The sequence below is a fragment of the Flavobacterium aquiphilum genome (genome assembly GCF_027111335.1).
Taxonomy (GTDB): domain Bacteria; phylum Bacteroidota; class Bacteroidia; order Flavobacteriales; family Flavobacteriaceae; genus Flavobacterium; species Flavobacterium aquiphilum.
Window position 1 is genome coordinate 4,628,701 of sequence record NZ_CP114288.1, and the last position, 22,218, is coordinate 4,650,918.

17 protein-coding genes are annotated in these 22,218 nt (G+C 35.1%); 15 read left to right on the plus strand and 2 right to left on the minus strand.

Translation table 11 applies throughout. The features are described 5' to 3' along the window. Positions 1 to 105: 105 nt before the first annotated feature. Both OZP12_RS18810 and alaS read right to left on the minus strand, forming a co-directional pair. Positions 106 to 483 (minus strand): GxxExxY protein, encoded by a 378-nt coding sequence (locus OZP12_RS18810; RefSeq protein ID WP_281226614.1) that lies wholly within the window; start codon positions 481 to 483, stop codon positions 106 to 108. 175 nt (positions 484 to 658) lie between these two features. Then, the gene (gene alaS / locus OZP12_RS18815) at positions 659 to 3,289 is read right to left on the minus strand and encodes an alanine--tRNA ligase (RefSeq protein ID WP_281226615.1); all 2,631 of its coding nucleotides are present in this window, start codon (positions 3,287 to 3,289) and stop codon (positions 659 to 661) included. Between the two features lie 192 nt (positions 3,290 to 3,481). On the opposite strand from alaS, the gene OZP12_RS18820 reads away from it, so the two are divergent. The 15 genes from OZP12_RS18820 (at position 3,482) to pstB (ending at position 22,162) form a co-directional block, all read left to right on the plus strand. Then, positions 3,482 to 4,459: a M23 family metallopeptidase gene (locus OZP12_RS18820; RefSeq protein WP_281226616.1), complete on the plus strand. Its 978-nt coding sequence runs from the start codon at positions 3,482 to 3,484 to the stop codon at positions 4,457 to 4,459. A gap of 62 nt (positions 4,460 to 4,521) precedes the next feature. Then, the gene (locus OZP12_RS18825; RefSeq protein WP_281226617.1) at positions 4,522 to 4,854 is read left to right on the plus strand and encodes a MerR family transcriptional regulator; all 333 of its coding nucleotides are present in this window, start codon (positions 4,522 to 4,524) and stop codon (positions 4,852 to 4,854) included. A gap of 96 nt (positions 4,855 to 4,950) precedes the next feature. After that, the gene (locus tag OZP12_RS18830) at positions 4,951 to 5,538 is read left to right on the plus strand and encodes a LemA family protein (RefSeq protein ID WP_281226618.1); all 588 of its coding nucleotides are present in this window, start codon (positions 4,951 to 4,953) and stop codon (positions 5,536 to 5,538) included. A 56-nt stretch (positions 5,539 to 5,594) separates the two neighbouring features. After that, positions 5,595 to 6,032, plus strand: a complete 438-nt coding sequence (locus OZP12_RS18835; RefSeq protein ID WP_281226619.1) for a TPM domain-containing protein — start codon at positions 5,595 to 5,597, stop codon at positions 6,030 to 6,032. Beyond that, positions 6,032 to 6,877, plus strand: a complete 846-nt coding sequence (locus tag OZP12_RS18840) for a TPM domain-containing protein (protein ID WP_281226620.1) — start codon at positions 6,032 to 6,034, stop codon at positions 6,875 to 6,877. Before OZP12_RS18835 ends, OZP12_RS18840 begins: the two co-directional genes overlap by 1 nt. Positions 6,878 to 7,118: 241 nt before the next feature. Beyond that, entirely contained in the window at positions 7,119 to 8,114 is a 996-nt protein-coding gene (locus OZP12_RS18845) for a hypothetical protein (protein WP_281226621.1), read from the plus strand. Positions 8,115 to 8,318: 204 nt separating this feature from the next. Then, a complete protein-coding gene (locus OZP12_RS18850; RefSeq protein WP_281226622.1) occupies positions 8,319 to 10,811 on the plus strand; it encodes a WG repeat-containing protein in 2,493 nt (830 codons plus the stop codon). Positions 10,812 to 10,860: 49 nt separating this feature from the next. After that, positions 10,861 to 11,637 (plus strand): tetratricopeptide repeat protein, encoded by a 777-nt coding sequence (locus tag OZP12_RS18855; RefSeq protein ID WP_281226623.1) that lies wholly within the window; start codon positions 10,861 to 10,863, stop codon positions 11,635 to 11,637. 894 nt (positions 11,638 to 12,531) lie between these two features. Continuing rightward, the gene (locus OZP12_RS18860) at positions 12,532 to 14,763 is read left to right on the plus strand and encodes a thioredoxin-like domain-containing protein (protein ID WP_281226624.1); all 2,232 of its coding nucleotides are present in this window, start codon (positions 12,532 to 12,534) and stop codon (positions 14,761 to 14,763) included. Between the two features lie 510 nt (positions 14,764 to 15,273). Then, positions 15,274 to 15,687 (plus strand): RrF2 family transcriptional regulator, encoded by a 414-nt coding sequence (locus OZP12_RS18865; protein ID WP_281226625.1) that lies wholly within the window; start codon positions 15,274 to 15,276, stop codon positions 15,685 to 15,687. Positions 15,688 to 15,940: 253 nt separating this feature from the next. Beyond that, the gene (locus OZP12_RS18870; RefSeq protein WP_281226626.1) at positions 15,941 to 18,508 is read left to right on the plus strand and encodes a TonB-dependent receptor; all 2,568 of its coding nucleotides are present in this window, start codon (positions 15,941 to 15,943) and stop codon (positions 18,506 to 18,508) included. A 109-nt stretch (positions 18,509 to 18,617) separates the two neighbouring features. Continuing rightward, positions 18,618 to 19,565, plus strand: a complete 948-nt coding sequence (locus OZP12_RS18875) for a PstS family phosphate ABC transporter substrate-binding protein (protein ID WP_281226627.1) — start codon at positions 18,618 to 18,620, stop codon at positions 19,563 to 19,565. A 94-nt stretch (positions 19,566 to 19,659) separates the two neighbouring features. Next, positions 19,660 to 20,553, plus strand: a complete 894-nt coding sequence (gene pstC / locus OZP12_RS18880; protein WP_281226628.1) for a phosphate ABC transporter permease subunit PstC — start codon at positions 19,660 to 19,662, stop codon at positions 20,551 to 20,553. Between the two features lie 11 nt (positions 20,554 to 20,564). Further along, positions 20,565 to 21,404, plus strand: a complete 840-nt coding sequence (gene pstA, locus OZP12_RS18885; RefSeq protein WP_281226629.1) for a phosphate ABC transporter permease PstA — start codon at positions 20,565 to 20,567, stop codon at positions 21,402 to 21,404. Next, the gene (pstB, locus tag OZP12_RS18890) at positions 21,401 to 22,162 is read left to right on the plus strand and encodes a phosphate ABC transporter ATP-binding protein PstB (RefSeq protein ID WP_281226630.1); all 762 of its coding nucleotides are present in this window, start codon (positions 21,401 to 21,403) and stop codon (positions 22,160 to 22,162) included. The genes pstA and pstB overlap by 4 nt, the downstream gene beginning before the upstream one ends. Positions 22,163 to 22,218 lie beyond the last annotated feature (56 nt).

The following is a 22,218-nucleotide window of genomic DNA, read 5'->3' on the forward strand; positions in this document are numbered from 1 at the left end:
CAAAGACGCAAAAAAATACACTTTAAAAATCTACACCTTTATATTTTTGCGAAACAAATTTAGCAAAATCTTTGCGAGGTATAGCTGCAAATAGGCTGAGAAAAATTAAAGATTGTTTGCAATTCTTGTAATTCCATTTTTAATAAGCGATTCATTAAAATTAATCAACAACCCCAATTTCATACCTGTAATTTTTAAATACGTTAAAAGCTGTTTCGGATGAACATTCGCAATTTCTTCAACCGATTTAATCTCAATAATCACTTTCCCCTCCACTATCAAATCAGTTCTAAAACCAATATCTAAAAAGACTCCATCCCAAACTACAGGGAGTGGTTTTTGCCTTTCAACATTTAAATTCTGTTTAGTCAGTTCGTGGTAAAGAATAGCTTCATAAACCGATTCTAACAATCCTGGCCCAAGCTTGGTATGTATTTTATATGAAACATCAACAACAATTCTAGAGATTTCATTCTCACTCATCTTTTCTTACAAACATACTAAAAATCTTTCAAAAAAAATCAATCAGATTATTTCTCCAAAAAAATGTTTGACCAAAAAAAAATCTCGCAAAGCCACACAGATCCAAAGAAAACGATTGTAAACTTTGCGTCTTAGCGACTTTGCGAGACAATATTAAAACTTTGCGAAAACTTAACTACTTCACAAACTCAACCGCTTTATTCAAAGCCTCTGCAATTCCATCAACATTTTTACCACCAGCAGTAGCAAAGAACGGTTGTCCTCCACCACCACCTTGGATGTATTTACCTAATTCACGAACCACTTGTCCTGCGTTTAGTTTTTTATCAGCAACCAACTCTTTAGAAATATAGCAAGACAACATTGGTTTTCCACCATCGGCAGTTGCCAATACTAAGAATAAATTTGTTCCTAATGTTCCTAATTCATAAGCTAAATCTTTTGCTCCTTCTGGGTTCAAATCTACTTGTTTAGCTAGGAATCGGATTCCGTTAATTTCCTGCAACTCTTTTGCCAGCTCTCCTTTCATATTTTTAGCTTTATCTTTCAATAAAACTTCCAATTGTTTTTTAAGCGAAGTATTCTCATCCTGCATTGCCTGAATCGCTTTTACAGGATCTACAGCATTTTTCAAAACTTCTTTTATTTCTGCAAAAGTAATTAGTTGCGATTCAAAAAAGTCTTTGGCCGCTTCGCTTGTAATAGCCTCAATACGTCTGATTCCTGCCGCAACTGCACCTTCTGACACAATTTTGAAATGCCAAATATCACTTGTATTAGGAACGTGGGTCCCTCCGCACAATTCAACTGAATCACCAAATTTAATCATACGAACCACATCTCCATATTTCTCACCAAACAAAGCAATCGCACCTTCCTGCAACGCTTGTTCTTTTGGAATTCCTCTTTTTTCTACCAAAGGCAAACTCTCGCGGATTCTCGCATTCACGAAATCCTCTACTTCCTTCAATTCATCATCGGTTACTTTAGAAAAGTGAGAAAAGTCAAAACGCAAAGAAGCATTTCGCACCATCGATCCTTTTTGCTCAATATGAGTTCCCAATATTTTTCTCAAACCTTGGTGCAACAAGTGAGTTGCCGAGTGATTTGCAGATGTTTTAGCTCTTTGGATTTCATCTACAACAGCCACAAAACTATCGGTTAAATTGTCCGGAAGCGATTGTGTAAGATGTATGGTTTGATTGTTTTCTTTTTTAGTATCAATAATATAGATGATATCTCCGTTTGAAGCTTCAAGATATCCTTTATCACCTGTTTGTCCTCCGCTTTCTCCATAAAATGGCGTAGCATTGAAAACCAACTGATAAATTTCACCGTCTTTCACACTGTCCACTCTACGGTATTTTGTTATTTTCACATTGTGTTTCAAACGGTCATAACCCACAAATTCCTGTACGTCATCTTCAACCAAAACATTCCAGTCTCCTGCCGTTACTTTAGAAGCAGCACGAGAACGTTCTTTTTGTAATTGCAATTGTTCCTGAAATCCTTTTTCATCCAATTCCAATCCTTTTTCAGATAAAATTAAAGCTGTTAAATCGATTGGAAAACCGTAAGTATCATACAATTCAAATGCTTTTTTACCATCGATAATTTTCCCTGAATTACTGCTAATAACAGCATCCAATAACACCAATCCCTGATCCAAAGTTCTCAAGAACGAACTTTCTTCCTCACGAATTACATTGGAACACAAAGCTTTTTGTGAACGAATCTCTGGGAATGAACCACTCATTTGTGCGCTCAAGGTGTCAACCAATCGGTAAATAAAAGGTTCTTTTGTGTTTAAGAAAGTAAAGCCGTAACGGATGGCACGACGCAAGATTCTGCGGATTACATAACCAGCACCAGTATTTGATGGCAACTGACCATCTGCAATTGCAAAAGCAACTGCACGAACGTGATCGGCAATTACGCGAATCGCAATATTTATTTTTTCTTCGGCTTCGTCTTTAGCCTTAACGGTATATTTTGTTCCGGTAATCGTTTCGATTTCTCTGATAAGCGGAGTAAAAACATCCGTATCATAATTCGACTGAACTCCTTGCAAAACCATACAAAGACGCTCAAATCCCATTCCGGTATCCACGTGTTGCGCAGGCAATTTCTCAAGGGAACCGTCTGCTTTACGGTTGAATTCCATAAATACATTGTTCCAAATCTCAACTACATGAGGATGATCAGCATTCACTAAGGATTTACCTGAAACCAATGCTTTTTCTTCTGCAGAACGAATATCCACATGAATTTCAGAACAAGGTCCGCAAGGTCCTTGGTCACCCATTTCCCAAAAATTGTCTTTTTTATTACCAAGAATAATTCGGTCTTCGTCAATCAACGTTTTCCAAATATCATAAGCTTCCTGGTCAAAAGGCACATTCTCATCTTTATTTCCTTCAAAAACAGAAACATAAAGAATATCCTTCGGGATTTTATACACCTCAGTCAATAATTCCCAAGCCCAATGAATCGCTTCTTTTTTGAAATAATCACCAAAAGACCAGTTCCCTAACATCTCAAACATAGTGTGGTGATAAGTATCGATCCCCACTTCCTCAAGGTCATTATGTTTTCCGGAAACACGAAGACATTTTTGCGTATCGGCAATTCTGTTGCTTTTTGGAGTTCCAAGGCCTAGAAAATATTCTTTGAACTGCGCCATTCCCGAGTTGTTAAACATTAAGGTTGGATCATCCTTAAGAACAATCGGAGCTGATGGAACAATTAAATGCCCTTTACTTTCAAAAAAATCTAAAAATTGTTTACGTATGTCTTGTGATTTCATTTTTTGTCAATATACAGTATTTCGTGAATTATTTTTTATTACATTTCTAAGATGCTAAGTTTCTGATAGTCTAAGTATCTTAGCATCTATGAAACTTAGAATCTTTAAAAAAAAGAGTAGAACATCTGAAACATTTATTAAATTTGTTCGACTTACCTTTTAATAGTTTGCAAAAATAGGGTATTTTAAAATATGGCGAAAGTAAAATATTATTACGATTCTGTAAATCTGGCTTATCGCAAAATAAAAATCAGAAAGAGAAAAAAATTGGGTTATGCCGTTCTGTTTTTATTAGCCTCGGCATTGTTTGGTTTTTTGACTTTCATCATACTTTTGAACACTCCTTATTTTGACACTCCAAAAGAACGTTTGCAAGCACGTGAAATCGAAAATTTAAAACTGAATTATGCTATTTTGGACAAAAAAATGGACGAAGTAGATGATGTAATAGAAGATATTGAGGACAGGGACAACAATTTGTACCGGGTTTATTTCAACACCGCCGCCATTCCGGAAGAAGAACGAAAAGCTGGATATTCCAAAATAGACCGTTATACTGCCCTTAAAGGATATGACAATTCGAAATTGGTAATCAGCACAACCGAAAGAGTGGACGCTTTGAGCAAAGAATTGGCCATTCAGTCAAAATCATTGGATGAAATTGTAAAATTGGCAAAAGCAAAAGGCAAACTGCTTTCGGCAATTCCGGCGATACAACCCGTAAAAAATGAAAACCTAAAACGAATGGCTTCGGGTTTTGGATACAGAACCGACCCTTTTACAAAAGCACGAAAAATGCACGAAGGAATGGATTTTACAGCCAAAACAGGAACACCAATCTATGCCACCGGAGATGGTGTCGTGGCAAGAGCTGACAATACCGCTTCCGGATTCGGAAACCATATTGTAATCAGACATGGTTATGGTTACGAAACACTTTATGGGCATTTGAGCAAATACAACTGCAGGCCGGGGAAATCGGTAAAAAGAGGAGATATTATTGGATATGTAGGCAGCACGGGACGTTCAGAAGCACCACATTTACATTACGAAGTGCACAAAAACGGAAAAGTGGTCAACCCTCTTAATTTTTATTACGGCAATATTTCGGCAGTAGAATACGTTGCCATTTCAAAAATAGCGAACCAAGAAAACCAGTCATTGGATTAACGATTTTAGGTTGCTGATTTTAGATTTCGAAAAATCACATAACTTATTAATATAAAAAATACATGCATATTGAACTACCAAAAGATAAAAGATATTACAGCATTGGCGAAGTAGCCAAAGCATTTGACGTAAACGCTTCCCTGATTCGTTTTTGGGACGGTGAATTTGATATTCTGAAACCAAAGAAAAACGCCAAAGGAAACAGAATGTTTACACCTGAAGATGTGAAAAACTTACAGCTTATCTATCATTTGGTCAAGGAAAGAGGATTCACTTTAGAAGGAGCTAAAATTCATTTGAAAGAAGGCCAAAAGAAAACTATGGATAAATATGAAATCATCAGCAAGCTGGAAGCCATAAAATTACAGTTAACCAATATTAAAAACGAGCTGTGACAATGGCATTTTCAATGTCAATGTCAATAAAAAAAACAAACTTTAAACAAATACACAATTAAACAATAAACTTTAAACACTTAAAACTAAACAAACATGAAAAGATTTTTGCCTTGGATTATAGTAGCAGTAGTACTTTTTGCAATTTACAGCTGGGTTAAAGGAATTAACAATACCGCTGTTGAATTAAGCCAAAATGTTGAACAAACATGGGGAGATGTACAAACAGCTTACCAAAGAAGAAATGACCTTATCGGAAACTTGGTAAACACAGTTAAAGGTGCTGCCGATTTTGAAAAAAGTACTTTGACAGCCGTAATTGAAGCTCGTGCCAAAGCTACTTCAGTAACAATTGATCCAAAAAATATCACAAAGGAACAATTAGAAGCTTTCAATTCTGCTCAATCAGGAGTTTCGTCTTCTTTATCAAGATTATTGGTGAGTGTCGAGCAATATCCTACTTTGAAAGCAAATGAAAATTTCCTCAAATTACAAGACGAATTGGCTAGTACTGAAAACCAAATCTTGACTGCAAGAACACGTTTCAATGAAGCTGTTAAACCTTATAACACACATATTCAAACTTTCCCTAACTCTTTGTTTGCAGGAATGTTTGGCTTCAAAGAAAAAGCGTATTTCCAAGCCGTAACCGGAGCAGAAAAACCCGTTGAAGTAAAATTCTAAATCCTCACAACCCCGCTACGGCGGGGCTTTTTAATGCATACTAAAAAAATCAAATAATGTCAAAAGTAGAAGATTTTTTAAGCAAAGAAGATGAACAAGAAATTGTTGAAGCTATTCGAGTAGCTGAGAAAAACACTTCTGGCGAAATTAGGGTTCATATCGAAGCAACAACATCCCTGGATCATTATGACCGTGCCATGGAGGTTTTTAACGAATTAAGAATGGATGAAACCCAATTGCAAAACGGTGTTTTAATCTATCTGGCTGTGGAGGACAAGACGTTTGTGATTTGTGGAGACAAAGGGATTAACGATATTGTCACTAATACTTTTTGGGACAGTACCCGTGATGCTATGGCTTCCCAATTCAAACAAGGATATTTCAAACAGGGATTAATCAATGGTATTTTGAAAGCCGGAGATGAACTGAAAAAATATTTCCCTTGGCAGGAAGGTGACACCAATGAATTGTCTAACGAAATATCAAAAGGATAATGGAAATAAGTCAAAAGCCAAAAAGCAAAAGTCAAAAAGCAAAAAAAGGATTAAACCTATTTCTTTATTTTTTAGTTTTCGTAAACAGCAGTTTTCTATTTGCACAATTTACAATCCCGGAAAAACCTGATTTTCAAACTTCGGTTTATGATTACGCCAATCTTTTGAGTCCTCAGGAAAAAAGTCAGCTCGAAGAAAAACTAATCAAATACTCCGATTCAACAACAACTCAAATTGTTGTGATCACCATTGAAAGCCTCAAGAATGAAAATGTAAACCAACTCGCTACAAACTGGGCACAGAAATGGGGAATTGGACAAGCGAAAGAAGACAATGGTGTCATTATTTTATTGGCAAAAAATGAACATAAAATCGCCATTAACCCTGGTTACGGACTTGAAGACCGTTTGACGGCAGGAATTGGCGGAACAATAATCCGAAATATTATCATCCCTGAATTCAAAGCAGGAAGTTATTATAACGGTCTTGACAAAGGAACCGATGCAATTATCGATGTTTTCAAAGGCAAATTCAAAGGTGAACGCAAGCAAAGCCACAAAGAGAAAGATTTCCCAATCATCCCGTTCATTATCATAGTTGTCATTATTTTGATTTTATTTTCCAAAAATAGAAATTCTGGCGGCAATTCCGGTAACCGTGGCGGAGGCGGAGGCCCTAGCCTACTCGACGTTATCATTCTGAGCAATCTCGGAAGGGGCCTTGGAGGTGGCGGTGGCGGTTTCGGAGGATCATCCGGAGGTGGATTTGGAGGCGGTGGCGGTGGCTTCGGCGGCGGTTTTGGCGGTGGCGGATTCTCCGGTGGAGGTTCTAGCGGAAGCTGGTAGAAATATATATCAGGAAAGAGAGTTCGGTAAGGGCTCTCTTTTTTATACCTTTTAAATTAGTACATCCCAAATACATCTGAGAGCTTTAATATTAAGCAAAATATTAACCATTCTTTATATGAAGAATATCGATTATTAGATAAATCTTCTGCTCAAGCTATAAAATTAGCACAGCAAATGATTAAAAATTCAAATGCTGTAAAATTACCTCAAAATATAAATTCGATTAAATCATATTAAAATGGGATACAGCTATTATATCTATAATTATAATGGAATAGATACATTATATAGAATTATAGGCAAACTACATGGTAACGTTTCAACTTTAGAGGCTTATTATGACGGAAATTGGAGTAAAGAATCTAAATTAATAAACCCTTTTATGAATAAATATGTGACGGGTTGGTTAGATGACAATGATGCAATGGATTATGAAACAGCTATTGGATTACTATATCATAAAATAATTGAAGCAAAACGTTTTGCAGTTGAAAAACATGGAAATCAAAAATATGGCATATTCCCTTATGAAGTCCACTTGATAAATGTAGTAAATGTTTTATTAAGTAATAATATTTTTCCTAATACGGAAGAGAATATTGATTTATGGATTTGTGCATGGTTACATGATGTTTTAGAGGATACAACTACAACAAAACAAGAGTTAATCTCTAAATTTGGAACTAATATTTATGAAATAGTCTGGTCTTTGACAGATGGCGAACATGGAAATAGAAAAGAAAGGAAACAAACAATGTATCAAAAACTAAGTCTAAATCAGAATGGAATTATTATCAAATTAGCAGATAGAATTGCAAATTTAGAATTTAGTATTATTAATTATAATCAGGAAAAAATTAATCTGTACATTTCTGAAAATGAAGAATTAAATAGACAATTGATCAATACAATTGTAAAAAAAGAAGGATTGACCTTTTTAAAATATCTTAATAACTTGATAAAAAATAATTCTTTAAATCCCATATCTGAAATAGAGTCACTTTTAAAAAACAAAACTTTATTAGAGGAGAAAATAGAAAAATTAATTAAGCTACTAAAAGAAAGCAACAAACCTACTTATCAATTTTTTGAAAACATTAAAGCAGAATTAGAAACTAACAAACAAAAAGCATTAAACAAATTAAAAACATCTTTTGTAATCACCCAACACGCAAACTTTAATTTTAACGAAGAGAAATTATTAGATGAAATAATTGAGATTGCTAATTTGTGACTCGACCACTCAGATATATCGGCAACGATAGCGAAATGTTTTCTGTACCCACTAAGTGAATCAAAAAAAGACACTACAATTATAAAATGACTTTGTTTCATTTCCTTTTTTTATAAAATAAAAATTAAATTTATGGGAATTATCAATCATTTTCCCATAAGTTTGAGAAAATAAGAACTACTACTTTTTTCAAAAATAGTGCCTATGAAATCCTTTTTTACCTTAACAATTTTTCTTTTAAATTTTCTTTTTGCACACTCCCAAGTTCCCACCCAATCCATCAAAGGAGATCCAGACAGCTTCTATCTAACGGTGGAAGGATCTAATTTAGATGACAAAAATCCAAATCCCTCAATTTTTGTTGAAAATAAAAAATATGGTATCAAGCAAAACAGTACGGTAATTGTAAAACCTGTTTATGATTATATTGACTTTTCCGAAGAGGATTTTAAAGTAAAAACCAACAACAAATTTGGCATTATAAATAAAAAAGGGGAAACCGTTTTGGAAACCAAATATGATTCAATTGGCAATGCGACACAATCCTACATCGTAAAACTGAACAATAAATATGGCACCGTTACTGACAAAGGAATTCCATTATTACCCGTTAAATATTCTAAAATACTTTATTCAAATAACATATCAAAAACAGCTTTAATAAGGGATGAGAACAAAGAATTAAAATTGGTTCTTGACAATGTCGTATCCAACTATTCCTTTGATAACATTCTCATCTATAAAAATTCGGCCATCATTTCTAAAAATTCCAAAAAAGGATTGATTGCCGAAGGAAAATTAATTTTGGAACCCATTTATGACAACATATCGAGAGACGGAAAAGTTTTAACCGATAAAGATTACATAAAAAAGACATTAGACAAAAACAAATATTTCATTGACAATACCCAGCAAAATATTTTCATAACACAACTAGGCCAAAAACAAGGACTAATCGAAAATGGCGTCCGAATCTATGCTGACGAGATGGACAAAATAAACAATGATTATTTGCGGGGCATCATAATTGTCGAAAAAGACAAAAAACAGGGAGCCTATTTACCCCACACAAAACAAAAAATAGACATGGACTACAGTTCGATTAATTGTGACGGTACCCGTTTCATTGAATTAAAAAAGAACAATCTTTCAGGCATGGTTGATTACAAACTCAACCAAATATTGCCTTCAGAATATGATGACATTCAGGTCATGGGAATGGAGAGTGCTTTTAAAATTATAAAAAACAAAAAACAGGGTTGGGCTTCCGCAAAAGGGGAAATTTTAATCCCTACAATGTATGACGACATAGATGATTTCAACATGTTCCTTTCAGACGGCGAAAGTTTCAAAGGTTTGTTTAAGGTAAAAAACAATGACTTAACCGGCGTAATTGATCAATCAAACAAAATAATACTTCCTTTAAATTTTGAGTTCATATTTGAAAGAAACGCTTTTATCTGCGGTAAAACCATGGACGGAAAATTTGGATTGTACAAAAAAGACGGTTCAGTAATTTTAAAGCCGGAGTATAAATTTATTTTCGAATCTGAAAATGGAAGCAGTAAATTGCTGTTTGCCCTAAAAGAATCTTCTTACTCCATCATCAATAAGGAAGGCAAAACCATTTATGACAATTCCATCAAAAAGTATGGATATATTCTAAATGAGTACAATTTGGTCTGTCCTTTTTTTGACACAGAAAATTCATTTTTACTCCTTCAAGACACCAAAAATAAATACGGCGTCTATGACGAAGTCAATCAAAAACAATGTCTTCCGCAGATTTATAACAGCATCAAGCAAAAACTGCCTGTCGAAAAAAACACCTATTTCGTCGTTTCAAAAAACAATAAATTTGGAATTGTTGATGACAAAAACACTACGATAGTTCCATTTTTATACGATGACCTGAGTTTTGACTTAGCAAATCCATATACAGGCAAAGAAATTATTCTGCCTGCCAAAAAGAACGGAAAATGGGGATTGATTTCGTTAAAGAATAAAACTTTGGTTGATTTTGGCTATCAGCACATTGCAAAAATTGACGACCAAAGAAATATTTTTAAGGCAAAAATTAAAAACAAGTACAAAATCATTAACGGAAACGGTAAAGCCTTATGCGCTGACTCATTCGATGACGTAGCTAATTTTGAAGGGAACGAAACATTAACTTTCGATAAAAACACAATGAAAGTCATAAATGACAAAGGTGCTTACACCGGTGTGAAAAAAGAAATGACTATTCATGACGGCTATAAAACTTTTGATGAATTAAAATTTGCGCTGATTGAAGCCTTGGAAAATCCAAAAGACGACAAATTAATGACTTTTTGTACTAAAATTGCGCCTTCAAAACACATACTTTATTATTTGACCACAAATGTATTTGACAAAAAATCGCTAAAATATACGCCAACACAAGATTTAATCGCCAAACAATATTTTAAGAAACTATCCGAGTTTAAATTAGACCGATGGAATGACGGTAGATTTTACAATAAAGGATCATTAAAATCGGTAAACGACTATACTTATATTGACGACAACGGAATTGTGACAAATTCAAGAACCAATGACCATGCTTATGGCGATACGCGCCTTATGGAAAAAATAATCCGAAACGCCGTAAAAGTCAACGGATTTTGGATTAGCTCTTATTTCATGCACCGCAATTTTGAAATATCCGATTATTAAATTGATGTAACAACATTTGGAACCTATAAATCAACACCAATTATCACTGATGAAACCCTTCCTCCTCTTATTACTCTTTTGTTCTTGCCTTTCAATTTATTCACAAGACTTCAATGATATTGACTTAAAAGAAATTCCCAAGGAAATAGAAGATATCAATTCTTTAATTCTTAAGGAGCCAACAGCCGACAACTATTATCTAAGAGGCTATTATTATTACCAAATCAAAAATTATCCAAAAGCCATTGCCGATTATGACAAGGCCATATCGTTGAACCCGAATAACTATAAATTTTATTATAGTAAAGGCAACACAAGCATTAAAATAAAAAATTTCAAACAAGCGATGGATTGCTATACAAAATGCATTTCGTTAAACAGTACGATTGCAAAAGCCTACTTCAACAGAGCGTATTCCAAGTCAATGGTTAACGATGCTAAAGGAGCAATCGATGACTATTCCAAAAGTATTTCAGTTAACCCAAAATACGTGCAGGCCTATGAAAACAGAGGAATGCTAAAAAGACAGTTAAACCTACACAGAGAAGCCATCCAGGATTTTGACAAAGTAATCGAAATCAACCCTGAATTCACCGAAGCCTATCAAAACAGGGCCTTTTCAAAAGCGATTCTTAGTATAAACGCCAAAAGTGATTTTGACAAAGTTGTAAGTTTAAGCCCCGAAGATCCGGAAGCCTATTACAATCGAGCCATCTATTTTATCAATTTTAAAATCAAAGGGGATTATTGCTCCGATTTAAAAAAAGCTAAAGAACTTCACTTCGACCCTGCAATTGAATTAATTGATAAGTATTGTAAACATTGATCTGAACATTCTAAATTTCGAGAGCACCCGATGGCGCAGATATATCAATGCAACGATAGCGCAGAAATATTTTCAATGCCCGCAAATAAAATCAAAAAGCCACTTCATTGCGAAGTGGTTTTGGTTTTTATAAGCTTCTATAAAATATCACGTAATTGATAAGACACAAACTTCTAAAATCGAATTCCGGGAAATCAATCTCCCTCAGGAAAACCAACCAGCAAACTTTCAATTTATAGGTCAATGAGGACATAAGATAACGTTTTAACACTGTCTGTTCTTCATCCCTGACTCTTGTTGGAGTTATCGTTCTTGTAGCACTCACATTTTGATTTAAAACCTAAACTCGATTAATAATACCATTTGTGAATATAAATAAATTTAGCCGTTACTTCATTTTTATATAAATCACGATTAAGCATGAACTTTAAATTAACACAGTCATTTCTCATAAATACCTTGAAAATAAAACATTTAACAATAAATTGTAATTTTTTTCTGAACTAATGATTAAGTTTGAAAGTGTAAAAAAAACACTTAATGAAAAATGTTTTTAATAAGCTATTAACCAATTAACCAACCATGAAAAAAACGCTAACTTTATTACTTCTTTTATTTTTTTCGCATCAAATCTATTCACAAAAAATAATCGAAAATCCTAAAACAGGTTATACTACTGCTCCCTATTTGATTATCAAAAAAATTGAAATTACGAATACTTCAACCATTCTTTCTTTTGAAATTTCTCAATATGCAGGATTTCGATTTAGCATACCGAAAGAAACCTATATTAAAGATGCTGCTTCAAACGAGAAATTACTAATTAAAAGTGCCGAAGGTGTTCCCATAAATGATATGAATGTAATACCAGAATCTGGTGTTATAAATTATAAATTGATTTTTGGAAAACTAGACAAATCCGTTAAAAAAATAGAATACGGAGAAGCAAATGATGGTGGCAATTGGCGTATTTATGACATTGCGCTACAACATTTACCTAATCCATCTGGCATTAAGACTGAATTAGAAGGAAATTGGTACAATACCGAAAATGCCAATTGGGAAGTAAGTTTTTATGATACAAATGCTATTTACAAAAGCCAGGTTTGGCAATATGATGCTGTAGTCTTAAAAAAAGGAAATAGTTCTATTACTTTGAAAAATAAAGACCAAAAAGTCACATTATTTGTAAAAAAAGGAAAAACAGGAAATTATTTTATTGGTGAAAACCCAAAATCATTAATAGCTTTTGCAAATACTATTCAAAATTTAGCTGTTAAAACAACTAACGATGACAAACCTTACGAGCTGCCAATTCTCAAGAATGACTCGGCTGTTTATAATGGTTATATTAAAAATTATAGTAAACAAACCAATATTAAAACTATTGCAATCCATATTGATGATATTATTACGGGAGAACAAAATACACAAGTTGCCAAAGTTGATGAAAACGGCTTTTTTTCGATAAAAATACCTTTGTATTATCCACACGAGGTTTGGGTGCGTTCTCCTGTTTTTAATGGTTCTGTTTTTTTAGAACCAGGCAAAACGCTGTTTCAATTATTAGGAGATAAAAATTCTCTTTATATGGGAGAATCAGCAAAGATAAATTCTGATTTAATTCAATTTAATCCAAGATGGTTCAATTATGATGAAGTGTCTAGTAAAATACTAGATATGAAACCAGCAGACTACAAAGCTTATTGTCAGAATTTGGCAAATAAAGAAATGGATAAATTGGAAACGCTAAAAAAAACTAATGCCATTGGAAACAAAGCTTATCAAGTTAAAAAATTAAACATTCAATATGACAATTATGAACATATGCTGGATTACAGCTCTAACTTTATGTCTGCTTATCGAAACAAAAATAAAATTCCTAGAGAACAAAGAGAGATAAACTTCAAAATGGATTCGCTTACCGCAGATTATTATGATTTTATAACAGATGAGCTTGCAAATAACCAATTAGCAGTGATCACAAATAGTTATCGATACTACCTTAATCAATTGCAATATTTAGATTTAATAAATTTAAAATCTGTAAGCACAAGTATCCTCGAAATTGCAGCAGAACTTCAAAAAAGGAATTATTCTTTCACAGAACAAGAGCAACAATTATTAGTCGATACGAAGGAAATAGAAACCTTACTAAAGAGTCCAGATCATAAAGAGTTTCAAAAAAAATATGGGGAAATTAGTTCAGCATTTTATACTAAACATCAAAAAATAGTTGCAGAAATAGCGAAAGAAGGTGATTTTTCTACATTGAAATTAGAGCAGTATTTAGTCAAAAACAACATCCCTATTTCTAACGAAGAAAAAGAATTTTTAGTGGCTGAAAAAACATTAGCGAAGTCTGCTTCTTCTCAAAAATTAAAACAATATACTTCTGTAGGTAAAAATCAAAGTACATTTTATAAGAAGCATGAAGCTATTTCAAGCTATTTATATTTAGAAAAAAGAACCAATTTTAGAAATAAAAAACTAGCTGAATTGCTGAATGTAAAAGTTGGTTTTGCAACCGATATTATGGCCTCTCAAGATGTTTGTAATAAAATTGTTTCTCAACTGACACCATTATCAGAAGAGGATTTAGTTCTTGCACAAAAACAATTAAAAACGCCATTCATTGCTGATTATATAGCAAAATGCAACAATCAGACCATTGCAAAAATAGAAGCCAATAAAAAACAAACTGGCTTTGTACTCAATGAAACACCAAAAACGGAAGGTGATGAATTGTTTGCCAGTATTATGAAAAAGTACAAAGGCAAAGTGGTCTATGTCGATTTTTGGGCAACTTGGTGTGGTCCTTGTCGTTCTGGAATTGAGCAAATAAAACCTTTAAAGGAAGAAATGGCTGAGGAAAATGTTGCCTTTGTCTATCTGACCAATCAAACTTCACCGGAGAACACCTACTCCGCAATGATTCCAGAAATTAAAGGGGAACATTATCGTTTATCTGCTGATCAATGGAATTATTTATCGGCTAAATTTAATATTTCAGGTATTCCTCATTATGTATTGGCAGGAAAAAATGGAGAAGTTATTAATCCAAAATTAGGACATCTGGATAATGAAGAATTAAAAGCTGAATTAGAAAAGAGAATTAAAGAATAAGATAAAAAACACAAAACATAAAGAGCTGTTTTTTAAGTTGATGACAGCTCTTTTATTATTAGAATAACACAGACCACTTGGATATATCAACACAACGATAACGCAGAAATGTTTTCTGTGCCCGCAAAGAGCATCGACAAAGCCACTTCATTGCGAAGTGGTTTTGGTTTTTATAAGCTGTAATAAAATATCACGTAAAAGATAAGACATAAACTTCTACAATCGAATTCCAGGAAAATCAATCTCCCTTATGAAAACCAGTCCCCTAGCCCTGATGGAAACGGCATCCTGTTGTCCTGGTCCCGATAGCTATCGGGAAGGACAACAGATATAGTGGACAGCTGGATTAAGCTCCAAGAAAATAATTGCACTAATGCCCCAAAAAAGAAACGCGAATAGCCATCGTTATTTGCAAAAATTAAAAAAAAAGCTATATTTGACACTTATAAATCTATTCTCGAAAAAAGAATCCATTTGATTTTATATTCATTATAAAAAAAATCAGCCTGAATGCTTTCACACAAAACCAAATATGCCCTTAAAGCGCTTCTTTATTTAGCCCAACAAGACGAAAACCATATTTCGAGAACTATTGAAATTGCGGAAGGAGCCAATATCCCTAAAAAGTTTTTGGAGCAGATACTTTTGGATTTAAAGAGAGGTCATTTTGTGGGGAGCAAACAAGGAAAATACGGTGGTTATTACCTTTTGAAAGATAAAGAAACCATCACTTTGGCTGATATTCACCGATTATTTGACGGTGCAATCGCATTACTTCCCTGTGCTTCATTAAATTTTTACGAGCGTTGTGCGGATTGCGTTAGCGAGGACGAATGCCATCTACGACACGGGTTGGTGGTTATCCGAGACGAGACTTTGAAAGCGATGCAAGGCATCACTATCGCCTCATTGGTAAAAAAATAAAAAAATATTTTTTAACTTCTACTAATTTTATAGAATTAATTATATATTTGCATCGAATTAAAAATCGATAACCAAGTAAATTTTCCCTTATGCAAACAATTAGCAGAAAAAAAATTGAAGTCAGACCCCAAAACAAATTAATAAATATTTCAAATGTAGAAAAAAACATCAGCCAACTGATGTGTATGTGTATGTGCTAGAATTAAAAAAAGTTAAATTAAAACTCTACTAATTACATATAATTTACATAATAATGAGAACTTTATACATAAAATCAATCGCAAGCTTTATATTTTTATTTATCATATCAACTGCGCCGGCACAAACCATTACAGGTGTTATAACAGACAATCAACAAAATCCTCTTCCGGGGGTAAACATCGTTCTGAAAGGAACAAAATACAATACAACTTCTGATGCCGATGGAAAATTTGACATTGATATCAGAGAAAAACTTCCGGCCACTTTATTGGTGCAATACGTAGGATATACCAATGCCGAAGTAGAAATAACTAAATTATCTACTGCCCCACTTCAAATTACCTTAACTCCTGAAGGCGAAAATGTGCTGGTTGAAGTTGTGGTTTCCTCGAGACGTAGAATTGAAAAAGCTCAGGATGTGCCTATCGCTGTATCGGTAGTAACAGGTAAACAAGCGGAACAAACAGGTGCTTTTAATGTGAACCGTATCAAGGAATTGGTTCCTTCTGTACAATTATATTCTTCTAACCCAAGAAATACAGGGATCAACATTCGTGGTCTGGGTTCACCATTCGGACTTACCAATGACGGTATCGATCCGGGTGTAGGTTTCTATGTTGACGGTGTTTATTACGCCCGCCCTGCGGCAACTACTTTAGATTTTATCGATGTAGATCAAATCGAGGTATTGCGTGGACCACAAGGAACTTTGTTTGGTAAAAACACTACTTCAGGAGCTTTTAATATCACTTCACGCAAACCAAGTTTCACTTCTGGAGCAGACTTTGAAGTAAGCTACGGAAATTATAACTATTTACAAGCTAAGGCTTCTGTTACTGGTGGATTAACTAGTAAAATTGCAGGAAGGTTATCTTTTTCTGGTACTTCACGTGATGGTATTGTTGATAATGTTAAAACAGGAAGACCAACAAATACATTAAACAATCAAGGCATTAGAGGACAATTACTTTATAAGCCAACAGAAAATACAAATATTACATTAGCAGGAGATATCACAACTCAGCATAATGACGGATATGCTCAGGTTGTTGCAGGAGTAGCACCAACACAAAGAGTTCCTCAGCGTCAATTTAACGCAATTATTGCTGATTTAAACTACCAACTTCCAAGCTTAAATGCTTTCGATCGTAAAATTGACCATGATACTCCATGGCGTTCGAACCAAGATTTAGGTGGTGCTTCGTTGAATGTTGACACAAAAATTGGAAACGGAACTCTTACTTCGACTACTGCATGGAGATTCTGGACCTGGGATCCATCAAATGACAGAGATTTTACAGGTCTGCAACAGCTTGCCAAATCACAAAACCCTTCCAGACAAACTCAATTTACTCAAGAGATTCGTTATGCGGGTCAGATTACATCAAAAATTAGTGGAGTTGCCGGTGTATTTTTCATCGATCAAACATCAAAAACAAAAGGTACCGAAGAATCAGGAAATGCACAATGGAGATTTGCTCAAGACTCATTTACACCGGCAAATACTGCATTATGGAAAACACCAGGTCTTTTTGAAGGATATGGGATACATACAGATGCCCAAATACATTCTACAAGTGCGGCAGTATTTGGACAATTAGACTGGGCTGTTACAGACAAACTGCACGTATTACCAGGTTTAAGATACAACTACGACGAAAAAAATGCAGATTATGACCGTAAAACATACGGAGGACTTCAAACCTCTGATCCCGCATTAATTGCTTTGAAAAAGAAAGTATATACAGATCAAAATTTCTCGTCTGATAATGACGATACGGACTTCTCAGGAAACATAACAGTAGCATACAAAGTAAATGACAAAATCAATGCTTATGGTACTTTCGCAAAAAGCTACAAACCTATCGGGGTAAACGTAGCCGGACTTCCAACTCCTCCTGCGGGACAAACTTTAGGAGATCTTGCAACTGTGAAACCGGAAGATGTTACGCACTATGAATTTGGAGTTAAAACTTCTCCAATAGCAAACTCAATATTGAACTTGACTTACTTTAATACCGACATTAAAGATTTCCAAACTAACGTTCAGGCAGCTGAATTAGGAGTAAACCGAGGATATCTTGCCAATGCAGATGAAGTACGTGTACAAGGTGTGGAATTGGATTTCAGTTTTGTCATTAACAAACATTTCAACTTCTACGGAGCCGGAACTTATAGTGATGGCAAGTATGTGAAATTTACAAATGCACCTCTTCCACTTGAAGAAACAGGAGCAGCGGTATCCTACAAAGATGTTTCCGGAACTAATTTACCAGGAGTTTCAAAATGGGCGGGAAGCTTGAGCAGTGAATATACAAAAGACGCAAAATTCTTTTCAAACGCGGGGAAATTCTTCATAGCTATTGACGGTTATGCCCGTTCCGAATTCTCGTCAAGCCCATCAGCTTCGAAATATTTAGTGGTTCCGGGTTACGCAATCTTCAATGGTCGTTTAGGTTTCCGTGCAGCCGAAGGTTTATCGGTTCACATTTGGGGACGCAACCTTTTGAACAAAAATTATTATGAGCAATTGTTACCTGCCGGAGGAAATGCCGGTCAATATGCAGCAGTGTTGGGAGACCAAATCACTTATGGTATTACGTTGAAATATTCATTGTAACCATTCAAAAAAAAATCACAAAGTTAATTTGACTTGACACATCAGTTGACTTTGTGATTTATATTATTTCAAAAAAAGACAAGACAAAAACCAAGACAAGTAGGACAAAATGAAAACAAACAAAAAATTATTATTGACGCTAGTGGTGCTAATTATTACAAACATCACGCCCAACAAAGTTTCGGCGCAAGAACTATCAGGAAACATCAGTATTTCAGGAGCTTTTGCTTTATATCCAATCACTGTAAAATGGGCCGAAGAATTCAAAAAAGCGCACCCAAAAGTTAAAATTGACATTCAAGCCGGAGGTGCCGGAAAAGGGATAACAGATGTACTGTCTAAAGTAACCGACATCGGATTGGTTTCCCGTGAGATAAATGCCGCCGAATTCAAAAAAGGAGCTTATCCTATTGCCGTTACCAAAGATGCCGTAATTCCAACCATCAGCGCTTCGAGTCCTTTCAAAGCAGTTTTATACCAAAAAGGGATAAAAAAAGAAGCCTTCAACAATATTTTCATCACCGGAAAATATAAAACATGGAATGTTCTTGGGATCAAAAGTACCGCTCCAATCCATGTGTACACACGTTCGGATGCCGCAGGAGCCGCAGAAACTTGGGCAAGTTATTTCGGTAAAAAACAAGAAGACTTACAGGGAGTTGCCGTTTTTGGAGATCCGGGATTGGCGCAGGCTGTGCAAAGAGATCCTTCGGGAATTGGTTTTAACAACATCGTTTACATCTATGATGCAAAAACCAACAAACCAACAAACGGAATTGTTCCTGCACCGATTGACCTTAACAACAATGGCAAACTAGATCCAAATGAGAATTTTTATGGCGATGTTGACAAACTGATTGCCGCTATTGCTGCAGGGAAATATCCTTCACCACCCGCTAGAGATTTGTATTTTGTTACAACAGGTAAACCAAAAAACGCCGCTGTAAAAGCATTCATAAAATACATTCTTACCGATGGACAAAAATTTGTTTCGGAGGCGGGATATATCAAACTTTCACAGGAAAAATTGAAAAAAGAATTAGGGAAGGTAAAATAATTTTCTTCTGAATAAAAAACATCCACCCTGCGCAAAAAACAAAAACTATGAAGGTTTTTAAAAGAATTTTGCCGGGGTGGTTTACTGCAATTAAATGAAAAATATAAGATTACTCAAGGATCGCATCGTCAGTAAAACTTTTCTAGCGCTTACCCTTTTATCGATTTCAACGGTAGTATTCATTGCTCTAGGATTATTCTACAAATCGGTGCCAATACTAAACAGCACTTCGCTTTATAATTTATTATTCTCATCCGAATGGAAACCTTTCAAAGAAGCCTTCGGATTTTATCCTTTTATAGTCGGTACACTTTGGGTAACAGCAATCGCCATTATCATTGCTTTGCCTTTATCAATGCTGACAGCTATTTACCTTTCCGAATATGCACACATTCGCATACGCAAATTGGTTTTACCGTTAATTGAATTGTTATCAGGGATTCCGCCTGTGCTTTACGGTGTTTGGGGAGTTTTGGTCATTGTTCCTTTGATACAAGAACATATTGCGCCACATTTTGTAGAATTCACAACAGGTTATTCGGTATTGGCGGGAGGAATCGTTTTGGCAATCATGATTTTCCCGCTAATCATCAGCATAGTGATTGAAGTTTTTGACAACGTGCCACAAGACTTGCGGAATGCCTCGTTATCATTGGGCGCCACACAATGGCAAACCGTAAAAAAAGTGGTGCTGAGAAAATCATTTGACGGAATTGTGGCCGCAGTAGTTCTAGCTATTTCAAGAGCTTTTGGAGAAACCATCGCCGTTTTGATGGTCTGCGGAAATATGGCACAAATTCCGCAAAATTTATTCGATTCAGCTTATCCTCTTCCGGCACTTATTGCCAATAATTACGGAGAAATGATGTCAATCCCGATGTATGATTCGGCATTAATGTTTGCTGCGCTGCTCCTATTTGTCATCATCTTTATATTCAATGCGCTTTCGAGAATCATTTTATATCGAATCGAAAAAAGAAATAACTAAACCCCATCCACATGAGAAAAATAGAAGAAAATATATTCAAAGTCCTGATGATACTGAGTACTATTATCATCAGCAGTACATTATTCATGATAGTGTACACTCTTTTCGCAAGGGGTATTGGCTCATTGACTTGGGACATGGTTTCAAAAATTCCCGAAGGCGGTTTCTACATCGGTAAGGGAGGCGGAATTTTAAATGCCATAGTCGGTTCGATTTACATCACTATTGGTTCGACTTTATTAGGACTCTTAATCAGTCTTCCGATTGTTATTTACATCAATGTGTATGCCAAAAGAAATGCAACTTTAGCTTCAATCACCCGATTGAGTTATGACATTCTTTTTGGAATTCCCTCTATCGTTTACGGAGCTTTTGGATTTGCCATCATGGTTTATATGGGACTAAAAACTTCATTGTTGGCAGGTATTATCACCGTAACATTAATGATAATCCCTATCCTCGTAAGAGCCATAGACGAAGTTGTAAGAGTCGTTCCGGAAGATATGAGCAATGCGGTTTTTTCCTTGGGAGGAACGCGTTATGAGTCGGCTAAAATCATATTGCGTCAATCTATTCCTGGAATTGTAACCGCTATTTTATTGTCTTTCGGAAGAGCCATTGGAGACGCTGCCTGTGTGCTTTTTACGGCAGGATTTACCGACAGTATCCCGACTTCCTTAGACCAACCCGCAGCAACATTACCGCTGTCTATATTTTTTCAGTTAAGCAGCCCTATTCAAGAAGTTCAAAACCGAGCGTATGCGGCGGCAGTAATTCTTACCATTATCGTTTTAATTATCAATATTGTGGCTAAAATAGCTAGCAAAAACCTTTCAAAAAATAAAATATGATCATTCAACCTCACATAAGTATTCAAGATTTAAATGTCCATATTGGTGAAAACCACATTCTAAAAAATATCAATCTTGATATTCCGGACAAAAAAGTAACTTCCTTAATCGGTCCGTCCGGTTGCGGAAAAACTACTTTGCTAAAAACCATGAACCGATTACTCGATCGGCAAAATGATGTTCGTGTAGAAGGTAAAGTTTTAGTAGATGGCGAAAACATTTACGACCCAAAAGCTGAAGTTACCCACATCAGAAAAAAAATGGGATTGCTTTCGCAAAGGCCTTTTCCTCTGCCAATGAATATTTATGACAATATCGCTTACGGGCAACGTATTCACGGTAATCACAATAAAAAAGAGCTTGACGAAATCGTAGAAAAATACCTCCGTGGAGTAAATCTTTGGGACGAAGTAAAAGACCGATTGAAATCGCCTGCCACCCGACTTTCGATTGGACAACAACAAAGATTGTGCTTGGCTAGAGGATTGGCGATTGAACCGGAAATTATCTTGGGAGACGAGCCAACATCGGCTTTAGACCCTATTTCAACCCAAGCGATTGAAGAATTATTTATGCAGTTGAAAGACAAATACACGATTGTTTTGGTGACTCACATTTTGCGTCAGGCACGAAGAGTTTCAGATTATATTGGTTTTGTTTATATGGGGGAAATCATTGAATTTGGCCCAACTGAAGAAGTGCTTTTGAATCCAAAAGAAAAACTGACCAAAGATTACGTAAAAGGCTTTTTGGTTTAAGCGAAAAAATAAATTCTATTTATATGATAGAGTTTATATATATTTGCCAAAAATTT

Excerpts from the sequence above, each read along its gene's own strand:
- OZP12_RS18810 (WP_281226614.1), bottom strand. The coding sequence starts at position 483 with ATGAGTGAGAATGAAATCTCTAGAATTGTTGTTGATGTTTCATATAAA.
- alaS (WP_281226615.1), bottom strand. The coding sequence starts at position 3,289 with ATGAAATCACAAGACATACGTAAACAATTTTTAGATTTTTTTGAAAGT.
- OZP12_RS18820 (WP_281226616.1), top strand. The coding sequence starts at position 3,482 with ATGGCGAAAGTAAAATATTATTACGATTCTGTAAATCTGGCTTATCGC.
- OZP12_RS18825 (WP_281226617.1), top strand. The coding sequence starts at position 4,522 with ATGCATATTGAACTACCAAAAGATAAAAGATATTACAGCATTGGCGAA.
- OZP12_RS18830 (WP_281226618.1), top strand. The coding sequence starts at position 4,951 with ATGAAAAGATTTTTGCCTTGGATTATAGTAGCAGTAGTACTTTTTGCA.
- OZP12_RS18835 (WP_281226619.1), top strand. The coding sequence starts at position 5,595 with ATGTCAAAAGTAGAAGATTTTTTAAGCAAAGAAGATGAACAAGAAATT.
- OZP12_RS18840 (WP_281226620.1), top strand. The coding sequence starts at position 6,032 with ATGGAAATAAGTCAAAAGCCAAAAAGCAAAAGTCAAAAAGCAAAAAAA.
- OZP12_RS18845 (WP_281226621.1), top strand. The coding sequence starts at position 7,119 with ATGGGATACAGCTATTATATCTATAATTATAATGGAATAGATACATTA.
- OZP12_RS18850 (WP_281226622.1), top strand. The coding sequence starts at position 8,319 with ATGAAATCCTTTTTTACCTTAACAATTTTTCTTTTAAATTTTCTTTTT.
- OZP12_RS18855 (WP_281226623.1), top strand. The coding sequence starts at position 10,861 with ATGAAACCCTTCCTCCTCTTATTACTCTTTTGTTCTTGCCTTTCAATT.
- OZP12_RS18865 (WP_281226625.1), top strand. The coding sequence starts at position 15,274 with ATGCTTTCACACAAAACCAAATATGCCCTTAAAGCGCTTCTTTATTTA.
- OZP12_RS18870 (WP_281226626.1), top strand. The coding sequence starts at position 15,941 with ATGAGAACTTTATACATAAAATCAATCGCAAGCTTTATATTTTTATTT.
- OZP12_RS18875 (WP_281226627.1), top strand. The coding sequence starts at position 18,618 with ATGAAAACAAACAAAAAATTATTATTGACGCTAGTGGTGCTAATTATT.
- pstC (WP_281226628.1), top strand. The coding sequence starts at position 19,660 with ATGAAAAATATAAGATTACTCAAGGATCGCATCGTCAGTAAAACTTTT.
- pstA (WP_281226629.1), top strand. The coding sequence starts at position 20,565 with ATGAGAAAAATAGAAGAAAATATATTCAAAGTCCTGATGATACTGAGT.
- pstB (WP_281226630.1), top strand. The coding sequence starts at position 21,401 with ATGATCATTCAACCTCACATAAGTATTCAAGATTTAAATGTCCATATT.